The organism is Streptomyces sp. NPDC006332 (assembly GCF_040612855.1).
Taxonomy (GTDB): domain Bacteria; phylum Actinomycetota; class Actinomycetes; order Streptomycetales; family Streptomycetaceae; genus Streptomyces.
Genome location: NZ_JBEXRA010000008.1, coordinates 184,318 through 204,961 on the forward strand (window position 1 = coordinate 184,318; position 20,644 = coordinate 204,961).

Genomic DNA, 20,644 nt, shown 5'->3' on the forward strand with positions numbered 1-20,644 from the left:
CGGGTGGCGGGGCAGGCGACCGGCCTGAGGATCAGGCCTGGTTCTTGAGGATGTAGTCGGTCGCGTCACCGACGGTCTTGAGGTTCTTGACGTCCTCGTCGGGGATCTTGACGTCGAAGCGCTCCTCGGCGGCGACGACGACCTCGACCATGGACAGCGAGTCGACGTCCAGGTCGTCGGTGAAGGACTTGTCCAGCTGGACGTCCTCAACCGGGATGCCGGCGATCTCGTTCACGATGTCGGCGAGACCGGCGACGATCTCTTCCTGAGTGGCGGCCATGTCGGGCGCTCCTTCGTTGTTTTCCAGAGGGTGTTGGCTGTTCGGACTCCGTACCGGACCTGATGATCCGGCACGCAGTGCCTAGGGGAGGGTAACGACAGTGGCGGCGTAGACGAGACCCGCCCCGAATCCGATGACGAGTGCGGTGTCGCCGCTCTTCGCCTCGCCGGTCGCCAGGAGCCGCTCCATAGCGAGCGGAATCGAGGCGGCCGAGGTGTTGCCGGTGGTGCGCACGTCACGGGCGACCGTGACATGCTCCGGCAGCTTGAGAGTCTTCACCATCGAGTCGATGATGCGCTCGTTGGCCTGGTGCGGAATGAAGACGTCCAGCTCGCTCGGGCTGATCCCGGCCGCGTCCAGCGCCTGCTGGGCGACCTTCGCCATCTCGAACACGGCCCAGCGGAAGACCGCCTGGCCCTCCTGCGTGATCGCGGGGAACTTGACGTTGCCCTTGCTGTCCAGCGGGAGCTTGGAGACGTCGCCGATCTGGAACTCGTTCCACGGGATCGTCTGCTTGATCGTCTCGGACTTGTCGCCCTCGGAACCCCACACCGTCGGACCGATGTGCGGTTCGTCGGAGGGACCGACCACGACCGCGCCCGCGCCGTCGCCGAACAGGAAGGCCGTGGCACGGTCCTCCAGGTCGGTGAGGTCGCTGAGCCGCTCCACGCCGATGACGAGGACGTACTCCGCGGAACCCTCGACGACCATGCCCTTGGCGAGGGTCAGGCCGTAGCCGAAGCCCGCGCAGCCGGCCGAGATGTCGAAGGCGGCGGCCTTGTCGGTGCCGAGCTTGTCGGCGATCTCGGTGGCGACGGCCGGGGTCTGCTTGAAGTGCGAGACGGTCGATACGATCACGCCGCCGATCTGCTCGGCGGAGATCCCGGCGTCGGCGATCGCCTTGCCGGACGCCTCGATCGACATCGCGGCGACGGTCTCCTCGGCGTTCGCCCAGTGCCGCGTCTCGATGCCGGAGCGCGAGCGGATCCACTCGTCGGAGGAGTCGATCGTCTCGAGGATCACCTCGTTCGGCACGACCCGGACGGGACGGTAACCGCCCACTCCGAGGATGCGCGCGTACGGGGCGCCCTTGCTGGGCTTGATCTTCGACATGCTCTCCTGGCTCCTTGTCAGGCGCCCGCCGCGTCAGCGGCAGGTGCAGCAGTCGCCGCGATGAGCGCGCGAGCGGCGTCGAGGTCGTCGGGGGTCTTGAGCGCCAGCGTCTGGACACCGGGCAGCGCCCGCTTGGCGAGACCGGTCAGCGTGCCGCCGGGACACACCTCGATCAGCGCGGTCACGCCGAGTTCCTTGAAGGTCTCCATGCACAGGTCCCAGCGGACCGGGTTGGCGACCTGGCCGACCAGGCGCGCCACGACCTCGGAGCCGGAGGTGACGGCCCGCCCGTCCTTGTTCGAGACGTACGTGACCTTCGGGTCGGCGGGCGTCAGGGACTCGGCGGCCTTCGCCAGCGCGTCGACGGCGGGAACCATGTGGTGCGTGTGGAAGGCGCCGGCCACCTTGAGCGGGACCACCTTGCGGACGCCCTCGGGCTTGTCCTCGTTCAGCGCGGCGAGCTGCTCCAGCGTGCCCGCGGCCACGATCTGGCCGGCGCCGTTGACGTTCGCCGGGGTCAGGCCCAGCTTCTCCAGGTGCGCGACGCTCACCTCGGGGTCGCCGCCGAGCAGCGCGGACATGCCGGTCTCGGTCACGGCGGCGGCCTCGGCCATGGCCAGGCCACGGGCGCGGACCAGACGGAGGGTCTCCTCGGCCGGGAGCACCTCGGCGAGGGCGGCCGCGGTCAGTTCGCCGACGCTGTGCCCGGCGATGGCGCCGAGCTTGCGGGGCAGGTCCGCCGGGTCGTCGAAGAGCATGGCCGCGGAGGCCAGCCCGGCCGCGACCAGCAGCGGCTGCGCCACCGCGGTGTCGCGGATCTCGTCCGCGTCGCCCTCGGTGCCGTAGCGGATCAGGTCGAGCTGCACGGCGTCGGACCACGCCTCGAGGGCGCCGCGGACACCGGGGAGTTCGAGCCAGGGAGTCAGGAAGCCGGGCGTCTGGGCGCCTTGGCCGGGAGCGACGAGTACGAGCACTCTCACACTCTCTCTTGTGGACGGCCACGACCGCCCGTGGGGACAGGGACGAAGAACACGAGGGGGTTTTGTGGGCCCCCGACAAAAGTCTAGAGCTGGGGATCACCGTCGGCGAGACGCCCCAGGATGAGCGCGATACGCAACGTGAACGCCGACCGTACATCGGAGGGTGACCATCCGGTGACGTCAGTCACACGTCGGAGCCGGTAGCGCACGGTATTGGGATGAACGAAGAGCATACGAGCGGCACCTTCGAGACTGCTCGCCTGTTCCAGATAGACGGAGAGCGTCTCCAGGAGCGCCGACCCCGCCTCCTCCAGTGGTCTGTAGATCTCCTCCACCAACTGCTCGCGCGCGCCCGGGTCTCCGGCCATCGCGCGTTCCGGAAGCAGATCGTCCGCCAGAACCGGCCGCGGGGCGTCCTGCCAGGCGGAACACGCCCTGAGCCCGGCGGCGGCGGCCTGCGCGGACCGGGTCGCGGCGAGCAGATCGGACACCACCGGCCCCGCCACGACCGGGCCCGGCGCATAAGGCCCGATCAGCGACTTGGCCACGGCGAGGGGGTTGTCGCTGCCGCCCGCGATCACCACCAGCCGGGCGCCGAGCACGCCGGTGAGGACCTGGAGCTTGGCATGCCGGGCGGCCCGCCGGATGGCCTCGACGGTCAGTTCGCTGTCACCGTCGGGCGCCGGGCCCAGCACCACGCACACGTGCTCGGGCGAGTTCCAGCCCAGTGCGGCGGCCCGGGACACCGCGCCCTCGTCGGCCTCGCCGCTCAGCACGGCGTTCACCACGAGCGACTCCAGCCGGGCGTCCCAGGCACCACGCGCCTCGGCGGCCTGCGCGTACACCTGGGCCGTCGCGAAGGCGATCTCGCGGGCGTACACCAGCAGCGCCTCACGCAGCACGGACTCGTCGCCCGGGGCCGCGACCTCGTCGATCGCGGTCTCCATGACCTCGATCGTGGTGCGTACCATCTCGACGGTCTGGCGCAGGGTGATGGCCCTGGTCAGCTCGCGCGGCGCGGTCCCGAAGACGTCGGTGGAGATGGCCTGCGGCGCGTCCGGGTGCCGGAACCACTCGGTGAACGCGGCGATACCGGCCTGGGCCACCAGCCCGATCCAGGAACGGTTCTCCGGGGGCATCGCCCGATACCAGGGCAGCGTCTCGTCCATGCGCGCGATCGCCTGCGCGGCGAGACTGCCGGACGACTTCTCCAGCCGCTTCAGGGTCGCGGGGTGCGAGTGGGCGGGTGGGGCGGCGTCGGGGCGGCGGGTCTCTGGTTCGGGCACGTGGACAAGACTGCCTTATCGGGACGGGAGTGTGCGTCGCCGGGTGCCGGTGAGGGCCATGAGGCCTCCTGCGCCGCGCCGCGTGCAGCGGTGAGCCGGCGAACGGATGTTCCCGGCGACCGTCGGTATGGCCGGTTCGTACGGCCGGAATCCCGGCTTCGGCCCGGGGAGCATGTCAAGGTGGTGCGGTGATGGACGTACGGCACGCGACGGAGCGTTATCGAGGCGGCGATCCCGGGGCCGGCATCGAGTCGCTGCACGCCTTCTCCTTCGGCCCGCACTACGACCCCGACAACCTCCGCTTCGGCGCGCTGATCGCCTGCAACGAGGAGCGCCTCGCCCCCGGCGCCGGCTTCGACGAGCACCCGCACAGCCACACCGAGATCGTCACCTGGGTGGTCGGCGGTGAGCTGACCCACCGGGACTCGGCCGGCCACGAGACGGTCGTGCGTCCCGGCGACGTCCAGCGCCTCAGCTCCGCCGGCGGCGTCCGGCACGTCGAACGCAACGACGGCCCGGCTCCCCTGACCTTCGTCCAGATGTGGCTGGCCCCACTGAAGCCGGGCGGCGACCCGGCCTACGAGATCGTCCACGGCATCGCGGACTCCACCCCGTACGCCGTCCCGGAAGCGGGCGCGATGCTGCACGTACGGCGCCTGGGCGCGGGGGAGCGGACGGCGGTGCCGGACGGGGCGTATGTCTACGTGCATGTGGTGCACGGCGAAGTGAGCCTGGACGGCGCGGAGTTGGGCCCGGGCGACGCTGCGCGGATCACGGACGCGAAGGATCTGGAGGCGGTGGCGATCAGCGGCGCGGAGCTGCTGCTGTGGGAGATGTCCTAGGGCGGTTCCTGGGCCGGGCCTGGGCCCGGCGCTCACAGCTCGGCGAGCACCGCGTCCGTGAACGCCGGCCACGCCTCGACCGCCCACGGCCCGAATGCGCGGTCGGTCAGCGCGACGCACGCCGCCCCCGCGTCCGGGTCGATCCACAGGAACGTTCCCGACTGGCCGAAGTGCCCGAAGGTGCGCGGGGAGGACGAGGACCCCGTCCAGTGCGGCGACTTGCCGTCGCGGATCTCGAAGCCGAGCCCCCAGTCGTTCGGGTTCTGGTGTCCGTACCCCGGCAGTACACCCTTCGTGCCCGGGTACTGGACGGTCATCGCCTCGGCGACGGTGCGCGGATCGAGCAGCCGGGGTGCCTGCACCTCCGCCGCGAACCGTGCGAGGTCCTCCACCGTGGACACGCCGTCCTTGGCCGGAGAGCCCTCCAGTGACGTGGACGTCATCCCCAGAGGCTCCAGCACCGCCTGCCGCAGATACTCGGCGAACGGGATGTCGGTGGCCTTCGCGATGTGCTCCCCGAGTTGCTCGAACCCGGCGTTGGAGTACAGCCGCCGCTCCCCGGGCGGGGCCGTCACCCGGTGCTCGTCGAAGGCCAGCCCCGAGGCGTGCGCGAGCAGATGCCGCACCGTGGCCCCGGGCGGCCCGGCCGGCTCCTCGAACTCGACGGCCCCTTCCTCGTACGCGACGAGGGCGGCGTAGGCCGCGAGCGGCTTGGTGACCGAGGCCAGCGGGAAGCGGTGCCCGGCCGGGCCGTGGGAGCCCAGCAGCGTCCCGTCGGCGCGGACGACGGCCGCCGCGGCGGTGGGAACCGGCCAGTTCTCGATCAACGCGAGGCTCTGCAAGGACATGCGGACGACACTAAACGGCTCAGAGCCGCAGACCCATCGCGGGGTCCGGCTTGCGCACGAAGCCGAGGGCGGCGTACAACGGCTCGGCCTCCTTGGACGCGGTCAGCAGCACCTGCCCGGCGCCGCGCTCGCGGAACCAGGCGAGCAACTCCTCCATGCAGGCGCGCGCGTACCCCCGACGGCGCGCGTCCGGGTCGGTGGCGACGCTGAAGACGTATCCGCCGACCCCGCGCGGGTTGCCCGGCTTGCCGATCCGGTAGTCGAGGGTCCCGGCGACCAGCGCCGCCAGCGCCCCCGGCCGCTCCGGGTGGTCGACGACGAAGGCCGCGAAGTCCCCCTCGGGCTCCGCCAGTCGCACGCGCAGGGCCGGCAGGCCCTCCGCGTGCCACCCGGTGTCCCCGGCGTCCGGACCGGACATCGAATCGATCATCACCTGACGCAGGCGCAGCACTTCCCCGGCGTCCTCGGCCGTGGCACGACGTACGAGACTCATGTCCGGCACGCTAGTCACCGCGGCCCCGCCGCGTCCTGCCGATTTTCTTACCGGTTCCGCTTGCTTGGAGTGCACTCCAAGGCCATAGCGTTGAGGCCATGACGGTGATGGAGACCACGGGTACCACGACCGAGAGCTGCGCCGCCCCGCCACACTCCCGCAGGCGTCCGGCAGGCCAGGACAGCTACACGATCAGCGAGGTCGTCGCGATCACCGGCCTGACCGCGCACACCCTGCGCTGGTACGAGCGGATCGGCCTGATGCCGCACATCGACCGTTCGCACACCGGTCAGCGCCGCTACAGCAACCGCGACCTCGACTGGCTCGACCTCGTCGGCAAGCTGCGGTTGACCGGCATGCCGGTGGCGGACATGGTGCGCTACGCCGAGCTGGTGCGCGAGGGTGACCACACCTATGGGGACCGCTTCGAGCTGCTGAAGGCGACCCGCGAGGACGTCCTCGCCCGGATCGCGGAACTTCAGGACACGCTCGCGGTCCTCGACCGGAAGATCGGTTTCTACGCGGACGCCGGGCGGGCCCTGGCGTCGGAGAGGTCCTGATGACCAACGGCAAGATCCCCGCGGCACGGCTCGGCGACGACGGCCCCGAGGTGGGCGTGCAGGGCCTGGGCTGCATGGGCATGAGCTTCGGGTACGGCCCCACGGACGCGGGGGAGGCCCGGGCCACCCTGGAGCGGGCCCTGGAACTCGGTGTGACCCTGTACGACACGGCGGACGCCTACGGCGCGGGCGAGAACGAACGATTCCTCTCCCCGTTCTTCAAGGCGCACCGCGACGAGGTCGTGATAGCCACCAAGTTCGCCCTGGCGATCCCCCCGGACGACCCGACCCGCCGCATCATCCGCAACGACGCGCCCTACATCCGCCAGGCCGTCGAGGCGAGCCTGCAGCGCCTGGACGTCGATGTCATCGACCTCTACTACATGCACCGGCGCGATGTGAACGTGCCGATCGAGGAGACCGTCGGTGTCATGGCGGAGCTGGTGCGCGAGGGCAAGGTCAAGCACCTGGGCCTGAGCGAGGTCACGGCCGTGGAGCTGCGGACCGCGCACGCCGTCCACCCGATCGCCGCGCTGCAGTCGGAGTGGTCGCTGTTCAGCCGGGACATCGAGGCGCAGGTCGTGCCGGCCACCCGGGAGCTGGGCGTGGCCCTGGTGCCGTACTCCCCGCTGGGCCGCGGTTTCCTCACGGGGTCCTTCGCCAACGCCGACCAGGACCTCACCACCGGCGACTTCCGTCGCCAGCAGCCCCGCTTCACCGGTGAGAACGCGGCCGCCAACCAGGCCCTCCTGGAGCCGCTGCGCGCCGTCGCCGAGGCCCGGGGCGCCTCCCTCGGCCAGATCGCCCTGGCCTGGGTCCAGCAGCAGGCGGCGGTGCACGACCTGCCGGTGATCCCGATCCCGGGCACCCGCAAGGTCAGCCGGATCGAGGAGAACGTGACGGCGGTGGACATCAGGCTCACCGAGGAGGAGTTGGCGCTCCTGGAGCCGATCGCGGCCAAGGTGGCGGGCAACCGCTACGCGGACATGTCGTTCACTTCCGCGGGCCGGGAGTAGCCATCCCCTGAAGGGGGCGGAGCTGTCCGTGGGCGCCCGGCGTGGTGCGAACCACCGGGCCTAAAGCTCCGCCAGCAGTTCCGCCTTCTTCACGGAGAACTCCTCGTCCGTCACCAGACCCGCCTGGTGCAGTTCCCCGAGGTGACGAATCCGCTCGGCGATGTCGGCGGGGTCCTTGCGCGGCGCGGCCACGGCCGGGACCGCCACCCCCGCCGAGCGGTTGCGCACGGCCGCCAGCACCGCCGCGGCGAACGGCAACGACTCGTGCACCGGCCCGTATCCGAGCCCGAAGACCACGGCCGCCGGGTCCTGGTCGGCCTGCGTCGGCGACGCCTCACCGCGCAGCAGCCGGAGGTGCCCTTCGAGCACCTCGGGGGAGCGCCACTCGACGTCCGTCAGCTCGGCGACCGGGAAACTCTGGTCCCCGGCCTTCCACTTGGCCGACGACGCGCCCGTCCAGAACCAGCGGAAGCGCACGGTCCGGCCGTCGAAGGACGCCTTCGCGTCGTACGCCTTGAACTGCAAGGGCGCCTCGGGCGCCGGCACCAGGAACCGCTCGGTCGGCCCGTCGTCCGCTCCGGTCAGCCGCGCCCGCAACTCGTCGGCGTAGTACTCGGCGAGCGTCTCGCGCTGGATGGGCAGCACCAGCCGGTACGGATCGCAGCTGTCCTTGAGCTGTCCCGCGGCCGCCTCCATCAACGGGTCGGCGCCGGGGCGTGGTTCGGCCCGCAGGACGACCGTGCCGCGTCTGCCGGGGGTGAGCGTCACCCCGGCGAGCGCCGCCAGCGGGATCCGCCGTTCCCCCAACGCCTGGAACAACTTGGGTGTTCGTATCCCCCGTTCGTAACGGATGAGCACGGAGTCGGACTCGAACTCCCAGGCGGCATGAAATCCGGCCAGTACGTCACCCATGCGGCTCATCGTATGCGGCACGAGCTCTTCCGTCCCCTCTCCGCGCAGACCGCGATTCCTGCGCCGCTACGCGCGTCCGGCCGTCGTCGTACCGGACAAACCCGTCCGGCATGCTTCCGTATCGCCCGCGCAGTGCACCGTGCGGTACGCGCCAATGCCGATCTCGGCGAAGTTCGCGAGGCTCTCCGTGCCGGGCACGAAGTACCCGCTGTGCCCGTCCGCGCCGCGCGCCGACAGCACCCGGGCGCCGAACGCGGAGGACATCGGGTCGGCACCGTGGCCGAACCCGCCGACCTCCATGTACGGCACGTCCTGGACCCAGTCGTCGGCGTCCCGCATCGCCCACACCTGTGCGGAGGTGCGCAGGTGGGAGGCGTTCGCGACGCGCATCCCGGGGCTGCCCGCCACCGCGATGTCGGCCACCCGGTCCGGCAGGGCGCGCGCGGCCAGACCGCACACCACCGAGCCGTAGCTGTGGCAGAACAGGGAGACGGGGGAGCTGCCGGGCAGGCCTCGCACCAGCGCGTTCAGCCGGACCGCCCCGTCCGCCGCGCGCATCGCGGTGGCGGAGTCGATGCCGATCCCGGCGGGCGCGGTGTAGTCGGCCCAGGCGATGACCGCCGTACGCGTCGACGGGCTCGCCGTGCGCTCGGCCTTGTAAAGGGCCTTGGCCATGCCGACGGGCGCGGAGTACCGGCGGCTGGTGCGCTGGAAGGTCAGCAGGTCGGTGTCGACGCCGGGGACGACGACGGAGACCCGCTCGGCCCTGGTCAGGTTCCCGAACACCTCGGCGACCCGGCCCGAGCCGCCGGGGTCGAAGGCCAGGATGTGGCGGTCCGTGGTCATCAACGACTCGTAGCGATGCATGCGCCGACCGGCGTCCTGCTGCCCGTTCGGGGTCAGCCGGGGGTCGTGCATGCGTTTACGCTCGACCTTGCGGGCCTGACCGAGCGCGATCCGGTTGGCGCGGTAGCGCAGCTCGACCGGCGCGCCGTTCATGTTGCCGACCGCGAGCGGGTAGCGGCCGGCGAGGGTGCCGCGCTCCTGGGCGGTCAGGGAGGCGAAGAACCGGGCGAGGCGTCCGGGGGCGGTGTCCGGGTCGGGCAGCGGGTGTCCGCGCAGGCGGCCGTGCTCCCACTCGGAGAGTGAAGCCTGGAGGGCGGTGCTGCCCCGCTGGGTGCGCAGAGCGGTCCAGCCGGTGGTCGCCAGCATCACGAACACCACGGCCAACGCGAGCAGTGCGCGCCAGACGTTCAGTTGCGGGGAGGTGTCGAAGGAAGTCACTGAAAGGACACACTAGGAGAACGAGACGGTATCGCGTTAACCAAGTGGCGTGAATCACGTTTGCCCAAAAGGGGTGTTATCGGGGCAGGTCACCCCGTCCGCCAGTTTCCCGTCAGCGCCGGTCCCACGTGCTCGAGGTAACGCACCGTCAGTTCCCTGATCGCCTCCAGGCTGAAGTCCTCGCCGGTGCTCCACTGTCGTCCCGTGACGCGCATCACGCCACTGAACACGGCCACCGCGAGGCGCGGGCGTGGATCCGCCTCGACATCGAGGCCCTCGCGCGCGGCGAGCACCCGCGCGATCTCCTCCTCTGCCTCGTCGGAGCGGCGCAGATAGGCGGCGAGCAGGACGGGCGTCGACTCGATCACCCGGTACATCCGCAGGTAGAGCTCGACGGGGACGACCTCGGCCACGATGTCGTTGAGGGTGTCCCACCCCTCCAGGACGGCCTGGCGCAGCGCCTGCACCGGGGCCTCGTGCGGCGGGCGCGCGCGCACCGACTCGATCAACTGCGCCACCGTCATCTCGGTCAGGGCGAGGGCGGCCTCCTCCTTGCCGGCGAAGTAGCGGAAGAAGGTGCGCTGCGAGACCTCGACGGCGTCGGCGATGTCGTCGACGGTGGTGCCGTCGTACCCCCGGGTCGTGAACAGCTCCAGGGCGGCCCGCACGAGTGCGTCCCGAGTGCGCTGCTTCTTGCGCTCGCGCAAACCCGGCCGTGACGCCGTCTTCATGAGCCTCTCCTTCCCGGCGTTTCCAACCCCGCCGCATGGTCCGTCGAACCGTCTGCCCAGTTCAGACTATGTGCGGGTGTCCTGACAGTTACCGACTTATGAATCAGTTTGTCAATTGTCAGTGGCTGTCATTAATCTCGAACGCATGACTAGTCAGACCACCATCGACAAGACGGGGCCGGGGGACGAGTCATCGACGTCCCCGTCGGGCGGGGCCCCCGCCACCGGGTTGCGTGGACATCCCTGGTTCACCCTCATAACCGTCGCGGTCGGGGTCATGATGGTGGCCCTCGACGGCACCATCGTCGCCATCGCCAACCCCGCCATCCAGAGCGACCTCAAGGCGAGCTTCGCCGACGTCCAGTGGATCACCAACGGCTACTTCCTCGCCCTCGCGGTCTCCCTGATCACCGCGGGCAAGCTCGGTGACCGCTTCGGCCACCGGCAGACCTTCCTGATCGGCGTGGTGGGCTTCGCGGCCGCCTCCGGCGCCATCGGGCTGTCCAGCAGCATCGCGCTGGTCGTCACCTTCCGCGTCCTGCAGGGCCTGTTCGGCGCGCTGCTGATGCCGGCCGCGCTCGGTCTGCTGCGGGCGACCTTCCCGGCCGAGAAGCTCAACATGGCCATCGGCATCTGGGGCATGGTCATCGGCGCCTCCACCGCCGGCGGCCCGATCCTCGGCGGTGTGCTGGTCGAGCACGTCAACTGGCAGTCGGTGTTCTTCATCAACGTGCCGGTCGGCCTCCTCGCCGTGGTCCTCGGCGTGATGATCCTGCTCGACCACCGCGCGGAGAACGCGCCCCGCTCCTTCGACCTGCTCGGCATCGGGCTGCTGTCCGGCGCGATGTTCTGCCTCGTCTGGGCCCTCATCAAGGCCCCGGCCTGGGGCTGGGGGGACGGCAAGACCTGGGCCTTCATCGCGGTGTCCGTGGTCGGCTTCGCCCTGTTCGCCTTCTGGGAGACGAAGGTCAAGGAGCCGCTGATCCCGCTGGCGCTGTTCCGCTCGGTCCCGCTGTCGGCGGGTGTCGTGCTGATGGTGCTGATGGCGATCGCCTTCATGGGCGGCCTGTTCTTCGTGACGTTCTACCTGCAGAACGTGCACGGGATGAGCCCCATCGACGCCGGGCTCCATCTGCTCCCGCTCACCGGGATGATGATCGTCGGCTCCCCGCTGGCCGGCGCGATGATCACCAAGCTGGGCCCGCGGGTCCCGCTGGCCGGCGGCATGGCGGCCACCGCCATCGCCATGTACGGCATGTCCACGCTGGAGACGGACACCGGCAGCGCCGTGATGTCCCTCTGGTTCGCCCTGCTGGGCCTCGGCCTCGCGCCCGTCATGGTCGGCGCCACCGAGGTCATCGTCGGCAACGCCCCGATGGAGCTGTCCGGCGTCGCCGGTGGTCTCCAGCAGGCCGCGATGCAGATCGGCGGCAGCCTCGGTACCGCCGTCCTCGGTGCCGTGATGGCCTCCAAGGTCGACAGCGACCTCGCGGGCAACTGGAAGGACGCGGGTCTTCCGCCGCTCGCCCCGGCCCAGTTGGACCAGGCCAAGGAGGCGGTCCAGGTCGGTGTGGCACCGGTCGCACCGAACACGCCGGAGGCCGTCGCCGCGAAGATCGCCGACGTCGCGCACGACACCTTCATCTCCGGCATGAGCCTGGCGTCCCTGGTCGCCGCCGGGGTCGCGGTGGTCGCCGTCCTGGTCGCGCTGCTCACCAAGCGCGGCGCGAACGCGGAGGCGGGCGCGGGCGTCGGACACATCTGACGCGGGGCGCCGACCCCGCCGAAGGGGGAGGCGAACGGGGGGAGGAACAGGCGGAGTTCCCCTATCAGGGTGACAACGCTAAAGATTCCTCCCACCCGATACGCACCACACGTCACAGTGGTCAAGCCCTCGCTTACGGCAAGTTCCCCCGGCAAGTCCGGGGAGTTCGTACGGCGAGGAGGGGGACCGGTGCTGCGGCGCGCTGCCGGAGGGGGGCGGCGCGCCGCAAGACCGGAGGATTGGGAAGCACAGCGTGGGTACTCGCGTCCTGGAACCCGGAACGACCCGAATCAACCAAGAGGTTCAGGGAGTTGACGATGGCGGGCTTCGGACAAGGAACGCGCAGGTACCCCCGCTCACATGGCCGCATCAGGTCACGGAGCGGGCCGGATCGCGCGACGCTCGGAATCATCGGAGTCATCTGCGCCGTCGCCGGTTTCTTCACGCTGGGGATCATCCTCGGCCCTGTGGCGCTGGTCTGCGGTTGGCTCGCGATGGGACGTACCTGGACGGGTACGCACTCGTTGCCGGCCCTGACAGCCGTGGTCCTGGGCGCCATTGACACGCTCCTGGCCGTCATCTGGCTCGCCGGAGCGGCCACCCCCGGCACGGGCCTGTTATGACCCAAGGGCGGTGAGGGCAGGGCTCCCGGTGGGACGACCGGGGGCCCTGCCCTCATGCCGTACGCCGTCGTCACCCGCGAGCGGACCCGCCCGGCGTGCACCCGCCGCTCAACCCCCGTCAGCTCGCCGTTCCGTCAGGAGCGGGACGCCGCTCTGCCGGGCCCCGGGCGACGCCGTGTCAGGTCGCGATGGGGGCTCCCGTAGCGCCGCGACCTCGGCGCGCAGGGCCCGTACCTCGGCCGTCAGGGCGCGGATCGCCTCCGTCTGGCGCTGTTCCTCCACGTCGTCCTTCTCGAACCGCTCGATGAACCACGCGGCGATGTTCGCGGTCACCACACCCAGCAGCGCGATCCCGGACAGCATCAGCCCGACGGCGATGATCCGGCCCAGTCCGGTGGTCGGCGCGTGATCGCCGTACCCGACGGTCGTCATCGTCGTGAAGGACCACCACACGGCATCACCCAGCGTGCGGATGTTCCCGTCCGGTGAATCCCGTTCCACCGACAGCACGGCCAGCGACCCGAACATCAGCAACCCGACGACGGCTCCCGCGACATACGTCGTCACCCGGATCTGCGACGCCATCCGCGCCCGCCGCCCCACCAGCATCAGCGTCGAGACCAGCCGCAGCAGCCGCAGCGGCTGGAGCAACGGCAGCACCACCGCGCCCAGGTCCAGCCAGTGCGTACGGACGAACTCACGCCGGTGCGGGGTGAGCGCCAGCCGCACCAGATAGTCCGCCGCGAACGCCCCCCACACCACCCACTCGACCACCGTGCAGGCCATGGTCAGCGGCCGCCCGGCCGAGATGTCCACGATCGGCACCGCGTAGGCCACGGCGAACAGCACGGCGAGGGCCAGCAGCGGCCGCTGCGTCAGGTGCTCCCACCGGTCCTGCGCCGACGATTCCTTCATGTCCGCATCGTAAAGAACGAGTAAGGGGAGCGGACCCGTCAGGCCCCGCTCCCCTCACCCGAGCTTCACCGCCCGAGCCTCACCCGCTCCGGCGAGCGTGACGCTACGCGTCGCCGCCCGCGGCGCCCGGATCGGCGGCCGACACGTCGAGCAGCTGGTACCGGTCGATGGCCTGCTTCAGCACCGAACGGTCGACCTTGCCCTCCCTGGCCAGCTCGGTCAGCACGCCCACCACGATCGACTGGGCGTCGATGTGGAAGAACCGCCGGGCCGCGCCACGGGTGTCCGCGAACCCGAAACCGTCGGCGCCCAGCGACTGGTACGTCCCCGGTACCCACCGCGCGATCTGGTCCGGAACCGACCGCATCCAGTCGGAGACGGCCACGAACGGACCCTGGGCGCCGGTCAGCTTCCGCGTCACGTACGGCACCCGCTGCTCCTCCTCGGGGTGCAGCATGTTGTGCTCCTCGCAGGCCACGGCCTCGCGCCGCAGTTCGTTCCAGGAGGTCGCCGACCAGACGTCCGCCTTGACGTCCCACTCCTCGGCGAGGATCTTCTGCGCCTCGATCGCCCACGGAACCGCCACGCCCGACGCCATGATCTGCGCCGGAATCGATCCCGAGGTGCCCTCGCTGAAGCGGTGGATGCCCTTGACGATGCCCTCGACGTCCACGTTCGCGGGCTCGGCCGGGTGCTGGATCGGCTCGTTGTAGACGGTGAGGTAGTAGAAGACGTCCTCGCCGTGCGGGTGCTCCTCGGAGCCGCCGTACATCCGGCGCAGACCGTCCTGCACGATGTGCGCGATCTCGAAACCGTAGGCCGGGTCGTACGCGACACAGCCCGGGTTGGTCGAGGCGAGCAGCTGCGAGTGGCCGTCCGCGTGCTGGAGGCCCTCTCCGGTCAGGGTCGTACGACCGGCGGTCGCGCCCAGCACGAAACCGCGCGCCAACTGGTCCGACATCTGCCAGAACTGGTCGCCGGTGCGCTGGAAACCGAACATCGAGTAGAAGACGTACACCGGGATGAGCGGTTCGCCGTGCGTGGCGTACGCCGAGCCCGCCGCGATCAGCGAGGCCGTGCAGCCCGCCTCCGAGATGCCGTCGTGCAGCATCTGCCCCTGCGGGGACTCCTTGTAGGCGAGCAGCAGATCCCGGTCCACGGCCTCGTACTGCTGGCCGAGCGGGTTGTAGATCTTCGCACTCGGGAAGAACGAGTCCATGCCGAACGTGCGGTACTCGTCCGGCGCGATCAGCACGAACCGCTTGCCGATCTCCTTGTCCCGCATGAGGTCCTTGAGCAGTCGTACGAACGCCATGGTGGTGGCGATGGACTGCTGTCCGGACCCCTTCTTCACGGTCGCGTACGCCTTGTCGTCCGGCAGCGCGAGGGGCTTCGAGCGCACCACACGCGTCGGGACGTATCCGCCGCAGCCCTGGCGGCGGTCGTGCATGTACTGGATCTCCTCCGAGTCCCGGCCCGGGTGGTAGTACGGCGGCGCACCGGACTCCAGTTCCTTGTCGGAGATCGGCAGGTGCAGGCGGTCGCGGAAGCGCTTGAGGTCGTCGACCGTCAGCTTCTTCATCTGGTGGGTGGCGTTGCGGCCCTCGAAGTTCGGGCCCAGCGTCCAGCCCTTGATGGTCTTCGCGAGGATGACCGTCGGCTGTCCCTTGTGCTCCACGGCCGCCTTGTACGCCGCGAAGATCTTCCGGTGGTCGTGACCGCCGCGGCCCAGGTGCAGGATCTGGTCGTCGGTCATGTTCTCGACCATCGCGCGCAGCCGGTGGTCGTCGCCGAAGAAGTGGTCGCGGATGTACGAGCCGGTCTCGGTGGCGTAGGTCTGGAACTGGCCGTCCGGCGTGGTGTTCATCCTGTTGACCAGCACGCCGTCGCGGTCCTGCGCCAGCAGCGGGTCCCAGGTGCGGTCCCAGACCAGCTTGATCACGTTCCAGCCGGCGCCCCGGAAGACCGACTCCAGCTCCTGGATGATCTTGCCGTTGCCGCGCACCGGGCCGTCGAGCCGCTGCAGGTTGCAGTTGACGACGAAGGTGAGGTTGTCCAGGCCCTCACGGGCGGCGATGGACAGCTGGCCGAGCGACTCGGGCTCGTCCATCTCGCCGTCCCCGAGGAACGCCCAGACGTGCGACTTCGAGGTGTCCGCGATCCCGCGCGCGTGCATGTAGCGGTTCATCCGCGCCTGGAAGATCGCGCCGATCGGGCCGAGGCCCATCGACACCGTCGGGAACTCCCAGAAGTCCGGCATCAGCCGTGGGTGCGGATAGCTGGACAGGCCGTGCGGGGCCTTCGACTTCTCCTGCCGGAACGCGTCGAGGTTGCCCTCGCTGAGGCGGTCGAGCAGGAACGCGCGGGCGTAGATGCCCGGTGAGGCGTGGCCCTGGAAGAAGACCTGGTCGCCGCCGTCGCCCTCGTCCTTGCCGCGGAAGAAGTGGTTGAAGCCGACGTCGTAGAGCGAGGCGGAGGAGGCGAAGGTGGCGATGTGGCCGCCGACGCCGATGCCGGGCCGCTGGGCGCGCGAGACCATCACCGCGGCGTTCCAGCGGGTGGCGTTGAGGATCCTGCGCTCGATCTCCTCGTTGCCGGGGAAGAACGGCTCGCTCTTGGTCGGGATCGTGTTGACGTAGTCCGTGCTGCGCATCTCGGGCACGGCCACGCGCTTCTCGCGGGCTCGCTCGATCAGCCGCAGCATCAGATAGCGGGCACGTTCCCGGCCCCGCTCGTCGACGGCGGCATCGAGGGAGTCGAGCCACTCCTGGGTTTCCTCGGGGTCGAAGTCAGGAACCTGACTCGGAAGGCCGCCAATGATGATCGGATTGCGATCGGATCCGGAAGCCACGCTGATCCTTACCTGTCAGAGGGCTGCATTTCCCTGTTGTTCGCTGCGTTTTCGGTATGCCTGCACCGTTCCCCATCGTGTACCTCGGGGCGGCAAACGTCACCTCTACTGTGGGGTAACCCGATCCTGGTCCAGCACGTGGTCCAGGACTTTGTCTCCGGCTTGGTCCTCATGGACGGTTCCCAAACGCCCAAACAGGGCAGAAAGGTGTGTGCTGTGTCACCCCAGGGTCGGGATGGTGTGCCGTAAGTTGCGGCGACACCGCCCGGAAAGTCACCGTTTCGGCGGTCTCGACGGCCGGGTACTTGCGCGATCCGTCCCGCCCGTGTGGACTACGGCCAACGCTTCGCGCACGCGCGAGGCCGAGACTCCCCCAAGCCCGGAGCGGGCCCGGGGGGACCCCCATTCCAAAACATGATCAGGAGGCAACCCGTGAGCGCGACCGCGGACCACGCGGAGGAGCGGACGAACCCTGCCGTCAGGCTGGGGTTCCAGCCCGAGCAGGTGGTCCAGGAGATCGGCTACGACGACGACGTAGACCAGGAACTCCGCGAGGCCATTGAGGAAGTCATCGGCAGCGACCTGGTGGATGAGGACTACGACGATGTAGCCGATGCCGTGGTGCTGTGGTTCCGCGACGAGGACGGCGACCTGACGGATGTGCTGGTGGACGCCATCACGTACATCGAGGAGGGCGGCTCGATCCTGCTGCTGACGCCGAAGACCGGCCGGGACGGCTACGTGGAGCCGAGCGACATCTCCGAAGCCGCGACGACCGCCGGGCTCTCCGCGTCGAAGAGCGTCAGCGTCGGCAAGGACTGGAGCGGCAGCCGGCTGGTGACGCCGAAGGCCGCGAAGACGAAGAAGTAACCCCGACCGCCGCACGTCCCGGACGGGCCGACATCCTCGGCCCGTCCGGTGGCGTGCCGTGATCGGCGCGCGGGTCGTGTCTTTCGGATCGGCCCCCCTCGCAGCCGCGGCGTCCGTCGGCGCCACGGCCCCGGGGGGATCCGGAAGGCGCGGCCTAAGGTGGGTGCCACCCGAACAGCCCCACCCATCGAAGGGACATCCAGGAGATGGCGATCCAGGTAGGCGACAAGGCCCCCGACTTCGAGCTCAAGGACAACCACGGTGCCACCGTGAAGCTGTCCGACTTCCGCGGCGCCAAGAATGTCGTACTGCTGTTCTACCCCTTCGCCTTCACCGGTGTGTGCACCGGCGAGCTGTGCGAGCTGCGTGACAACCTTCCGCAGTTCTCCGAACGTGACACCCAGCTGCTCGCGGTGTCGAACGACTCCATCCACACCCTGCGGGTCTTCGCCGAGCAGGAGGGCCTTGAATACCCGCTGCTCAGCGACTTCTGGCCGCACGGCGAGGTCTCCCGGGCCTACGGCGTCTTCGCCGAGGACAAGGGCTGCGCGGTGCGCGGCACCTTCGTCATCGACAAGGAGGGCCTCGTCCACTGGACCGTCGTCAACGCCCTGCCGGACGCGCGTGACCTGAACGAGTACGTCAAGGCGCTCGACACCCTGTGATTGTTCGGGTCCAGGGACTGCGGGGTGCGGGAACCCGTCACTAGGATCGAGTCGTTGATCCGACATCAGACGCATTACGGGGCTCCCTGCCCCCGGACACCAATGGAGGACTCGTGGGAGTCAGCCTCAGCAAGGGCGGCAACGTATCGCTGACCAAGGAGGCCCCGGGCCTGACCGCGGTCATCGTCGGTCTGGGGTGGGACGTCCGCACCACGACCGGCACCGACTTCGACCTGGACGCCAGCGCGCTGCTGGTGAACTCGGCCGGCAAGGTCGCCAGCGACGCGAACTTCGTCTTCTTCAACAACCTCAAGAGCCCGGACGGCTCGGTCGAGCACACCGGCGACAACATCACCGGTGAGGGCGAGGGCGACGACGAGCAGATCAAGGTCAACCTCGCCTCGGTCCCGGCCGACGTCGACAAGATCGTGTTCCCGGTCTCGATCTACGACGCCGAGAACCGCCAGCAGTCGTTCGGCCAGGTCCGCAACGCGTTCATCCGCGTCGTGAACCAGGCCGGCGAGGCGGAGATCGCGCGCTACGACCTCTCCGAGGACGCCTCCACCGAGACCGCCATGGTCTTCGGTGAGCTGTACCGGCACGGCGCGGAGTGGAAGTTCCGCGCCATCGGCCAGGGCTACGCCTCGGGTCTGCGTGGCATCGCGCAGGACTTCGGCGTGAACGTCTGACCTGCGAGAGGTCTCATTGTCCGGCGTCGCCCTGTTTGGGGGCGGCGCCGGACGTGCAGGACAAGCAGAGAAGTACCGTCTCGGGGAGGGACCAGCAACATGGGCGTCACGCTCGCCAAGGGAGGCAATGTCTCCCTGTCCAAGGCCGCACCGAACCTCACCCAGGTGATGGTCGGGCTCGGCTGGGACGCGCGCTCCACCACCGGAGCCGATTTCGACCTCGACGCCAGCGCTCTGATGTGCAACAGCGGCCGGGTGCTCGGCGACGAGTGGTTCGTCTTCTACAACCAGCTCAAGAGCCCGGACGGCTCGGTCGAGCACACCGGCGACAACCTCACCGGCGAGGGCGAGGGCGACGACGAGTCGATCCTGATCGACCTCTCCATGGTGCCGCCCCAGTGCGACAAGATCGTCTTCCCGGTCTCCATCCACCAGGCCGACGAGCGGGGCCAGACCTTCGGGCAGGTCCAGAACGCCTTCATCCGCGTGGTCAACCAGGCCGACGGCCAGGAGCTCGCCCGCTACGACCTCAGCGAGGACGCCTCCACGGAAACCGCGATGATCTTCGGTGAGGTCTATCGCCACCAGGGCGAATGGAAGTTCCGGGCGGTGGGGCAGGGGTACGCGTCGGGGCTTCGGGGCATCGCTCTAGACTTCGGAGTCAATGTTTCGTAAAGCCGAGTACGGCGCGGGGGAGACCCGTACACATACGATTGGGTAGCCAGTGCTTCTGAAAACCTTCGGCTGGTCGTTCGCGGTCACCGCGCTCGGCCTGGTGGCGGCGGTCTTCTACGGGGGGTGGACCGCCTTCGGAATCGTGGCGATCCTCACCGTCCTCGAGATCTCCCTGTCCTTCGACAACGCGGTGGTCAACGCCGGGATCCTGAAGAAGATGAATGCCTTCTGGCAGAAGATCTTCCTCACGATCGGCGTCCTCATCGCCGTCTTCGGCATGCGACTGGTGTTCCCCGTCGTCATCGTCGCCATCAGCGCCAAGATCGGTCCCATAGACGCGGTCGACCTCGCGCTCAACGACAAGGACCAGTACCAGCAACTGGTCACCGACGCCCACCCGTCGATCGCCGCCTTCGGCGGTATGTTCCTGCTGATGATCTTCCTCGACTTTATCTTCGAGGACCGCGACATCAAGTGGCTCGCCTGGCTGGAGCGCCCGCTCGCGAAGCTCGGCAAGGTCGACATGCTGTCGGTCTGCATCGCCCTGATCGTGCTGCTGATCTCCTCGATGACCTTCGCGGCCCACGCCCACCAGCACGGCGGCGCGCACGCCGACAAGGCACAGACGGTCCTGATCTCCGGAATCGCGGGCCTGATCACCTACATGATCGTGGGGGGTCTGTCCGGTTACTTCGAGGACAAGCTCGAAGAGGAGGAGGAACGCGAGCACGAGGCGGAGGAAGAGGCGGAGCGCAGCGGCAAGAAGAAGCCGGCCGTCGTCCTGGCCGGCCAGGCCGCGTTCTTCATGTTCCTCTACCTGGAGGTCCTGGACGCGTCCTTCTCCTTCGACGGTGTGATCGGCGCCTTCGCCATCACCAACGACATCGTGCTGATGGCCCTCGGCCTCGGTATCGGCGCCATGTACGTCCGGTCGCTCACGGTCTACCTGGTCCGCCAGGGCACCCTCGACGACTACGTCTACCTGGAGCACGGCGCGCACTACGCGATCGGTGCCCTCGCCGTGCTCCTCCTGGTCACCATCCAGTACCAGATCCACGAGATCATCACCGGCCTGGTCGGTGTCCTCCTCATCGGCTGGTCCTTCTGGTCCTCCGTGCGCCGCAACAAGGCCCTGGCAGCGGCCGAGGGAAAAGCGGCGGGCTCGGACGAGAAGACTGAGGTCTCGTCCGGGGTGTGATCACCTTCTCAGTGAGGAACGCTCTGTGCGGGGCGGTGTCGGGGACGA

21 protein-coding genes are annotated in these 20,644 nt (G+C 69.4%); 10 read left to right on the forward strand and 11 right to left on the reverse strand.

Features of this window, described 5'->3' with window-relative positions:
- Positions 1-31: 31 nt before the first annotated feature.
- From ABZ027_RS10510 to fasR, 4 genes are all read right to left on the reverse strand, one after another.
- Positions 32-280, reverse strand: coding sequence for an acyl carrier protein (locus ABZ027_RS10510; protein ID WP_200715295.1), 249 nt, complete (start codon positions 278-280; stop codon positions 32-34).
- An 81-nt stretch (positions 281-361) separates the two neighbouring features.
- Complete coding sequence (locus tag ABZ027_RS10515; RefSeq protein WP_356766451.1) at positions 362-1,393, reverse strand: ketoacyl-ACP synthase III; 1,032 nt, start codon at positions 1,391-1,393, stop codon at positions 362-364.
- A gap of 17 nt (positions 1,394-1,410) precedes the next feature.
- Positions 1,411-2,367, reverse strand: a complete 957-nt coding sequence (locus ABZ027_RS10520; protein ID WP_356766453.1) for an ACP S-malonyltransferase — start codon at positions 2,365-2,367, stop codon at positions 1,411-1,413.
- An 89-nt stretch (positions 2,368-2,456) separates the two neighbouring features.
- Positions 2,457-3,659, reverse strand: coding sequence for a fatty acid biosynthesis transcriptional regulator FasR (fasR, locus tag ABZ027_RS10525; protein ID WP_356766455.1), 1,203 nt, complete (start codon positions 3,657-3,659; stop codon positions 2,457-2,459).
- A gap of 191 nt (positions 3,660-3,850) precedes the next feature.
- Here fasR and ABZ027_RS10530 point away from each other — a divergent pair, with 191 nt between their 5' ends.
- Entirely contained in the window at positions 3,851-4,501 is a 651-nt protein-coding gene (locus tag ABZ027_RS10530; protein WP_356766457.1) for a pirin family protein, read from the forward strand.
- A gap of 32 nt (positions 4,502-4,533) precedes the next feature.
- On the opposite strand, the gene ABZ027_RS10535 is transcribed toward ABZ027_RS10530, so the two are convergent.
- Together ABZ027_RS10535 and ABZ027_RS10540 are read right to left on the reverse strand one after the other, a co-directional pair.
- Positions 4,534-5,349 carry a serine hydrolase domain-containing protein gene (locus ABZ027_RS10535; protein WP_356766459.1) on the reverse strand — a complete coding sequence of 272 codons (816 nt, stop codon included), beginning with the start codon at positions 5,347-5,349 and terminating at the stop codon, positions 4,534-4,536.
- A gap of 19 nt (positions 5,350-5,368) precedes the next feature.
- A complete protein-coding gene (locus ABZ027_RS10540) occupies positions 5,369-5,842 on the reverse strand; it encodes a GNAT family N-acetyltransferase (protein ID WP_356766461.1) in 474 nt (157 codons plus the stop codon).
- Between the two features lie 98 nt (positions 5,843-5,940).
- Between ABZ027_RS10540 and ABZ027_RS10545 the strand changes: the two genes are divergently transcribed.
- The gene (locus ABZ027_RS10545) at positions 5,941-6,402 is read left to right on the forward strand and encodes a MerR family transcriptional regulator (RefSeq protein WP_356766463.1); all 462 of its coding nucleotides are present in this window, start codon (positions 5,941-5,943) and stop codon (positions 6,400-6,402) included.
- Entirely contained in the window at positions 6,402-7,418 is a 1,017-nt protein-coding gene (locus tag ABZ027_RS10550; RefSeq protein WP_356766465.1) for an aldo/keto reductase, read from the forward strand. The genes ABZ027_RS10545 and ABZ027_RS10550 overlap by 1 nt, the downstream gene beginning before the upstream one ends.
- Positions 7,419-7,478: 60 nt before the next feature.
- Here ABZ027_RS10550 and ABZ027_RS10555 read toward each other — a convergent pair whose 3' ends face one another.
- From ABZ027_RS10555 to ABZ027_RS10565, 3 genes are all read right to left on the reverse strand, one after another.
- Complete coding sequence (locus tag ABZ027_RS10555) at positions 7,479-8,339, reverse strand: DUF4429 domain-containing protein (RefSeq protein WP_356766525.1); 861 nt, start codon at positions 8,337-8,339, stop codon at positions 7,479-7,481.
- Positions 8,340-8,396: 57 nt separating this feature from the next.
- Positions 8,397-9,614 (reverse strand): alpha/beta hydrolase, encoded by a 1,218-nt coding sequence (locus ABZ027_RS10560; protein ID WP_356766467.1) that lies wholly within the window; start codon positions 9,612-9,614, stop codon positions 8,397-8,399.
- Positions 9,615-9,703: 89 nt separating this feature from the next.
- Positions 9,704-10,345 (reverse strand): TetR family transcriptional regulator, encoded by a 642-nt coding sequence (locus ABZ027_RS10565; RefSeq protein WP_356766469.1) that lies wholly within the window; start codon positions 10,343-10,345, stop codon positions 9,704-9,706.
- Between the two features lie 145 nt (positions 10,346-10,490).
- Here ABZ027_RS10565 and ABZ027_RS10570 point away from each other — a divergent pair, with 145 nt between their 5' ends.
- On the forward strand, positions 10,491-12,110 hold the full coding sequence (locus tag ABZ027_RS10570) for an MFS transporter (protein ID WP_356766471.1): 1,620 nt from the start codon (positions 10,491-10,493) through the stop codon (positions 12,108-12,110).
- Between the two features lie 317 nt (positions 12,111-12,427).
- Positions 12,428-12,733 (forward strand): small hydrophobic protein, encoded by a 306-nt coding sequence (locus tag ABZ027_RS10575; protein ID WP_356766473.1) that lies wholly within the window; start codon positions 12,428-12,430, stop codon positions 12,731-12,733.
- Positions 12,734-12,841: 108 nt separating this feature from the next.
- Here ABZ027_RS10575 and ABZ027_RS10580 read toward each other — a convergent pair whose 3' ends face one another.
- Both ABZ027_RS10580 and aceE read right to left on the reverse strand, forming a co-directional pair.
- Positions 12,842-13,648: an ion channel gene (locus ABZ027_RS10580; protein ID WP_356766475.1), complete on the reverse strand. Its 807-nt coding sequence runs from the start codon at positions 13,646-13,648 to the stop codon at positions 12,842-12,844.
- A gap of 103 nt (positions 13,649-13,751) precedes the next feature.
- Positions 13,752-16,499, reverse strand: coding sequence for a pyruvate dehydrogenase (acetyl-transferring), homodimeric type (gene aceE / locus ABZ027_RS10585; RefSeq protein WP_356766477.1), 2,748 nt, complete (start codon positions 16,497-16,499; stop codon positions 13,752-13,754).
- Positions 16,500-16,931: 432 nt separating this feature from the next.
- Between aceE and ABZ027_RS10590 the strand changes: the two genes are divergently transcribed.
- The 5 genes from ABZ027_RS10590 (at position 16,932) to ABZ027_RS10610 (ending at position 20,596) form a co-directional block, all read left to right on the forward strand.
- The gene (locus tag ABZ027_RS10590) at positions 16,932-17,369 is read left to right on the forward strand and encodes a DUF3052 domain-containing protein (protein ID WP_356766479.1); all 438 of its coding nucleotides are present in this window, start codon (positions 16,932-16,934) and stop codon (positions 17,367-17,369) included.
- 206 nt (positions 17,370-17,575) lie between these two features.
- Positions 17,576-18,034, forward strand: a complete 459-nt coding sequence (locus ABZ027_RS10595; RefSeq protein ID WP_356766481.1) for a peroxiredoxin — start codon at positions 17,576-17,578, stop codon at positions 18,032-18,034.
- A gap of 113 nt (positions 18,035-18,147) precedes the next feature.
- On the forward strand, positions 18,148-18,723 hold the full coding sequence (locus ABZ027_RS10600) for a calcium homeostasis/redox stress adaptation protein (protein ID WP_356766483.1): 576 nt from the start codon (positions 18,148-18,150) through the stop codon (positions 18,721-18,723).
- Positions 18,724-18,822: 99 nt separating this feature from the next.
- Positions 18,823-19,398, forward strand: coding sequence for a TerD family protein (locus ABZ027_RS10605; RefSeq protein WP_356766485.1), 576 nt, complete (start codon positions 18,823-18,825; stop codon positions 19,396-19,398).
- A 49-nt stretch (positions 19,399-19,447) separates the two neighbouring features.
- Positions 19,448-20,596 carry a DUF475 domain-containing protein gene (locus ABZ027_RS10610; protein ID WP_356766487.1) on the forward strand — a complete coding sequence of 383 codons (1,149 nt, stop codon included), beginning with the start codon at positions 19,448-19,450 and terminating at the stop codon, positions 20,594-20,596.
- The last annotated feature ends 48 nt before the right edge of the window (positions 20,597-20,644 follow it).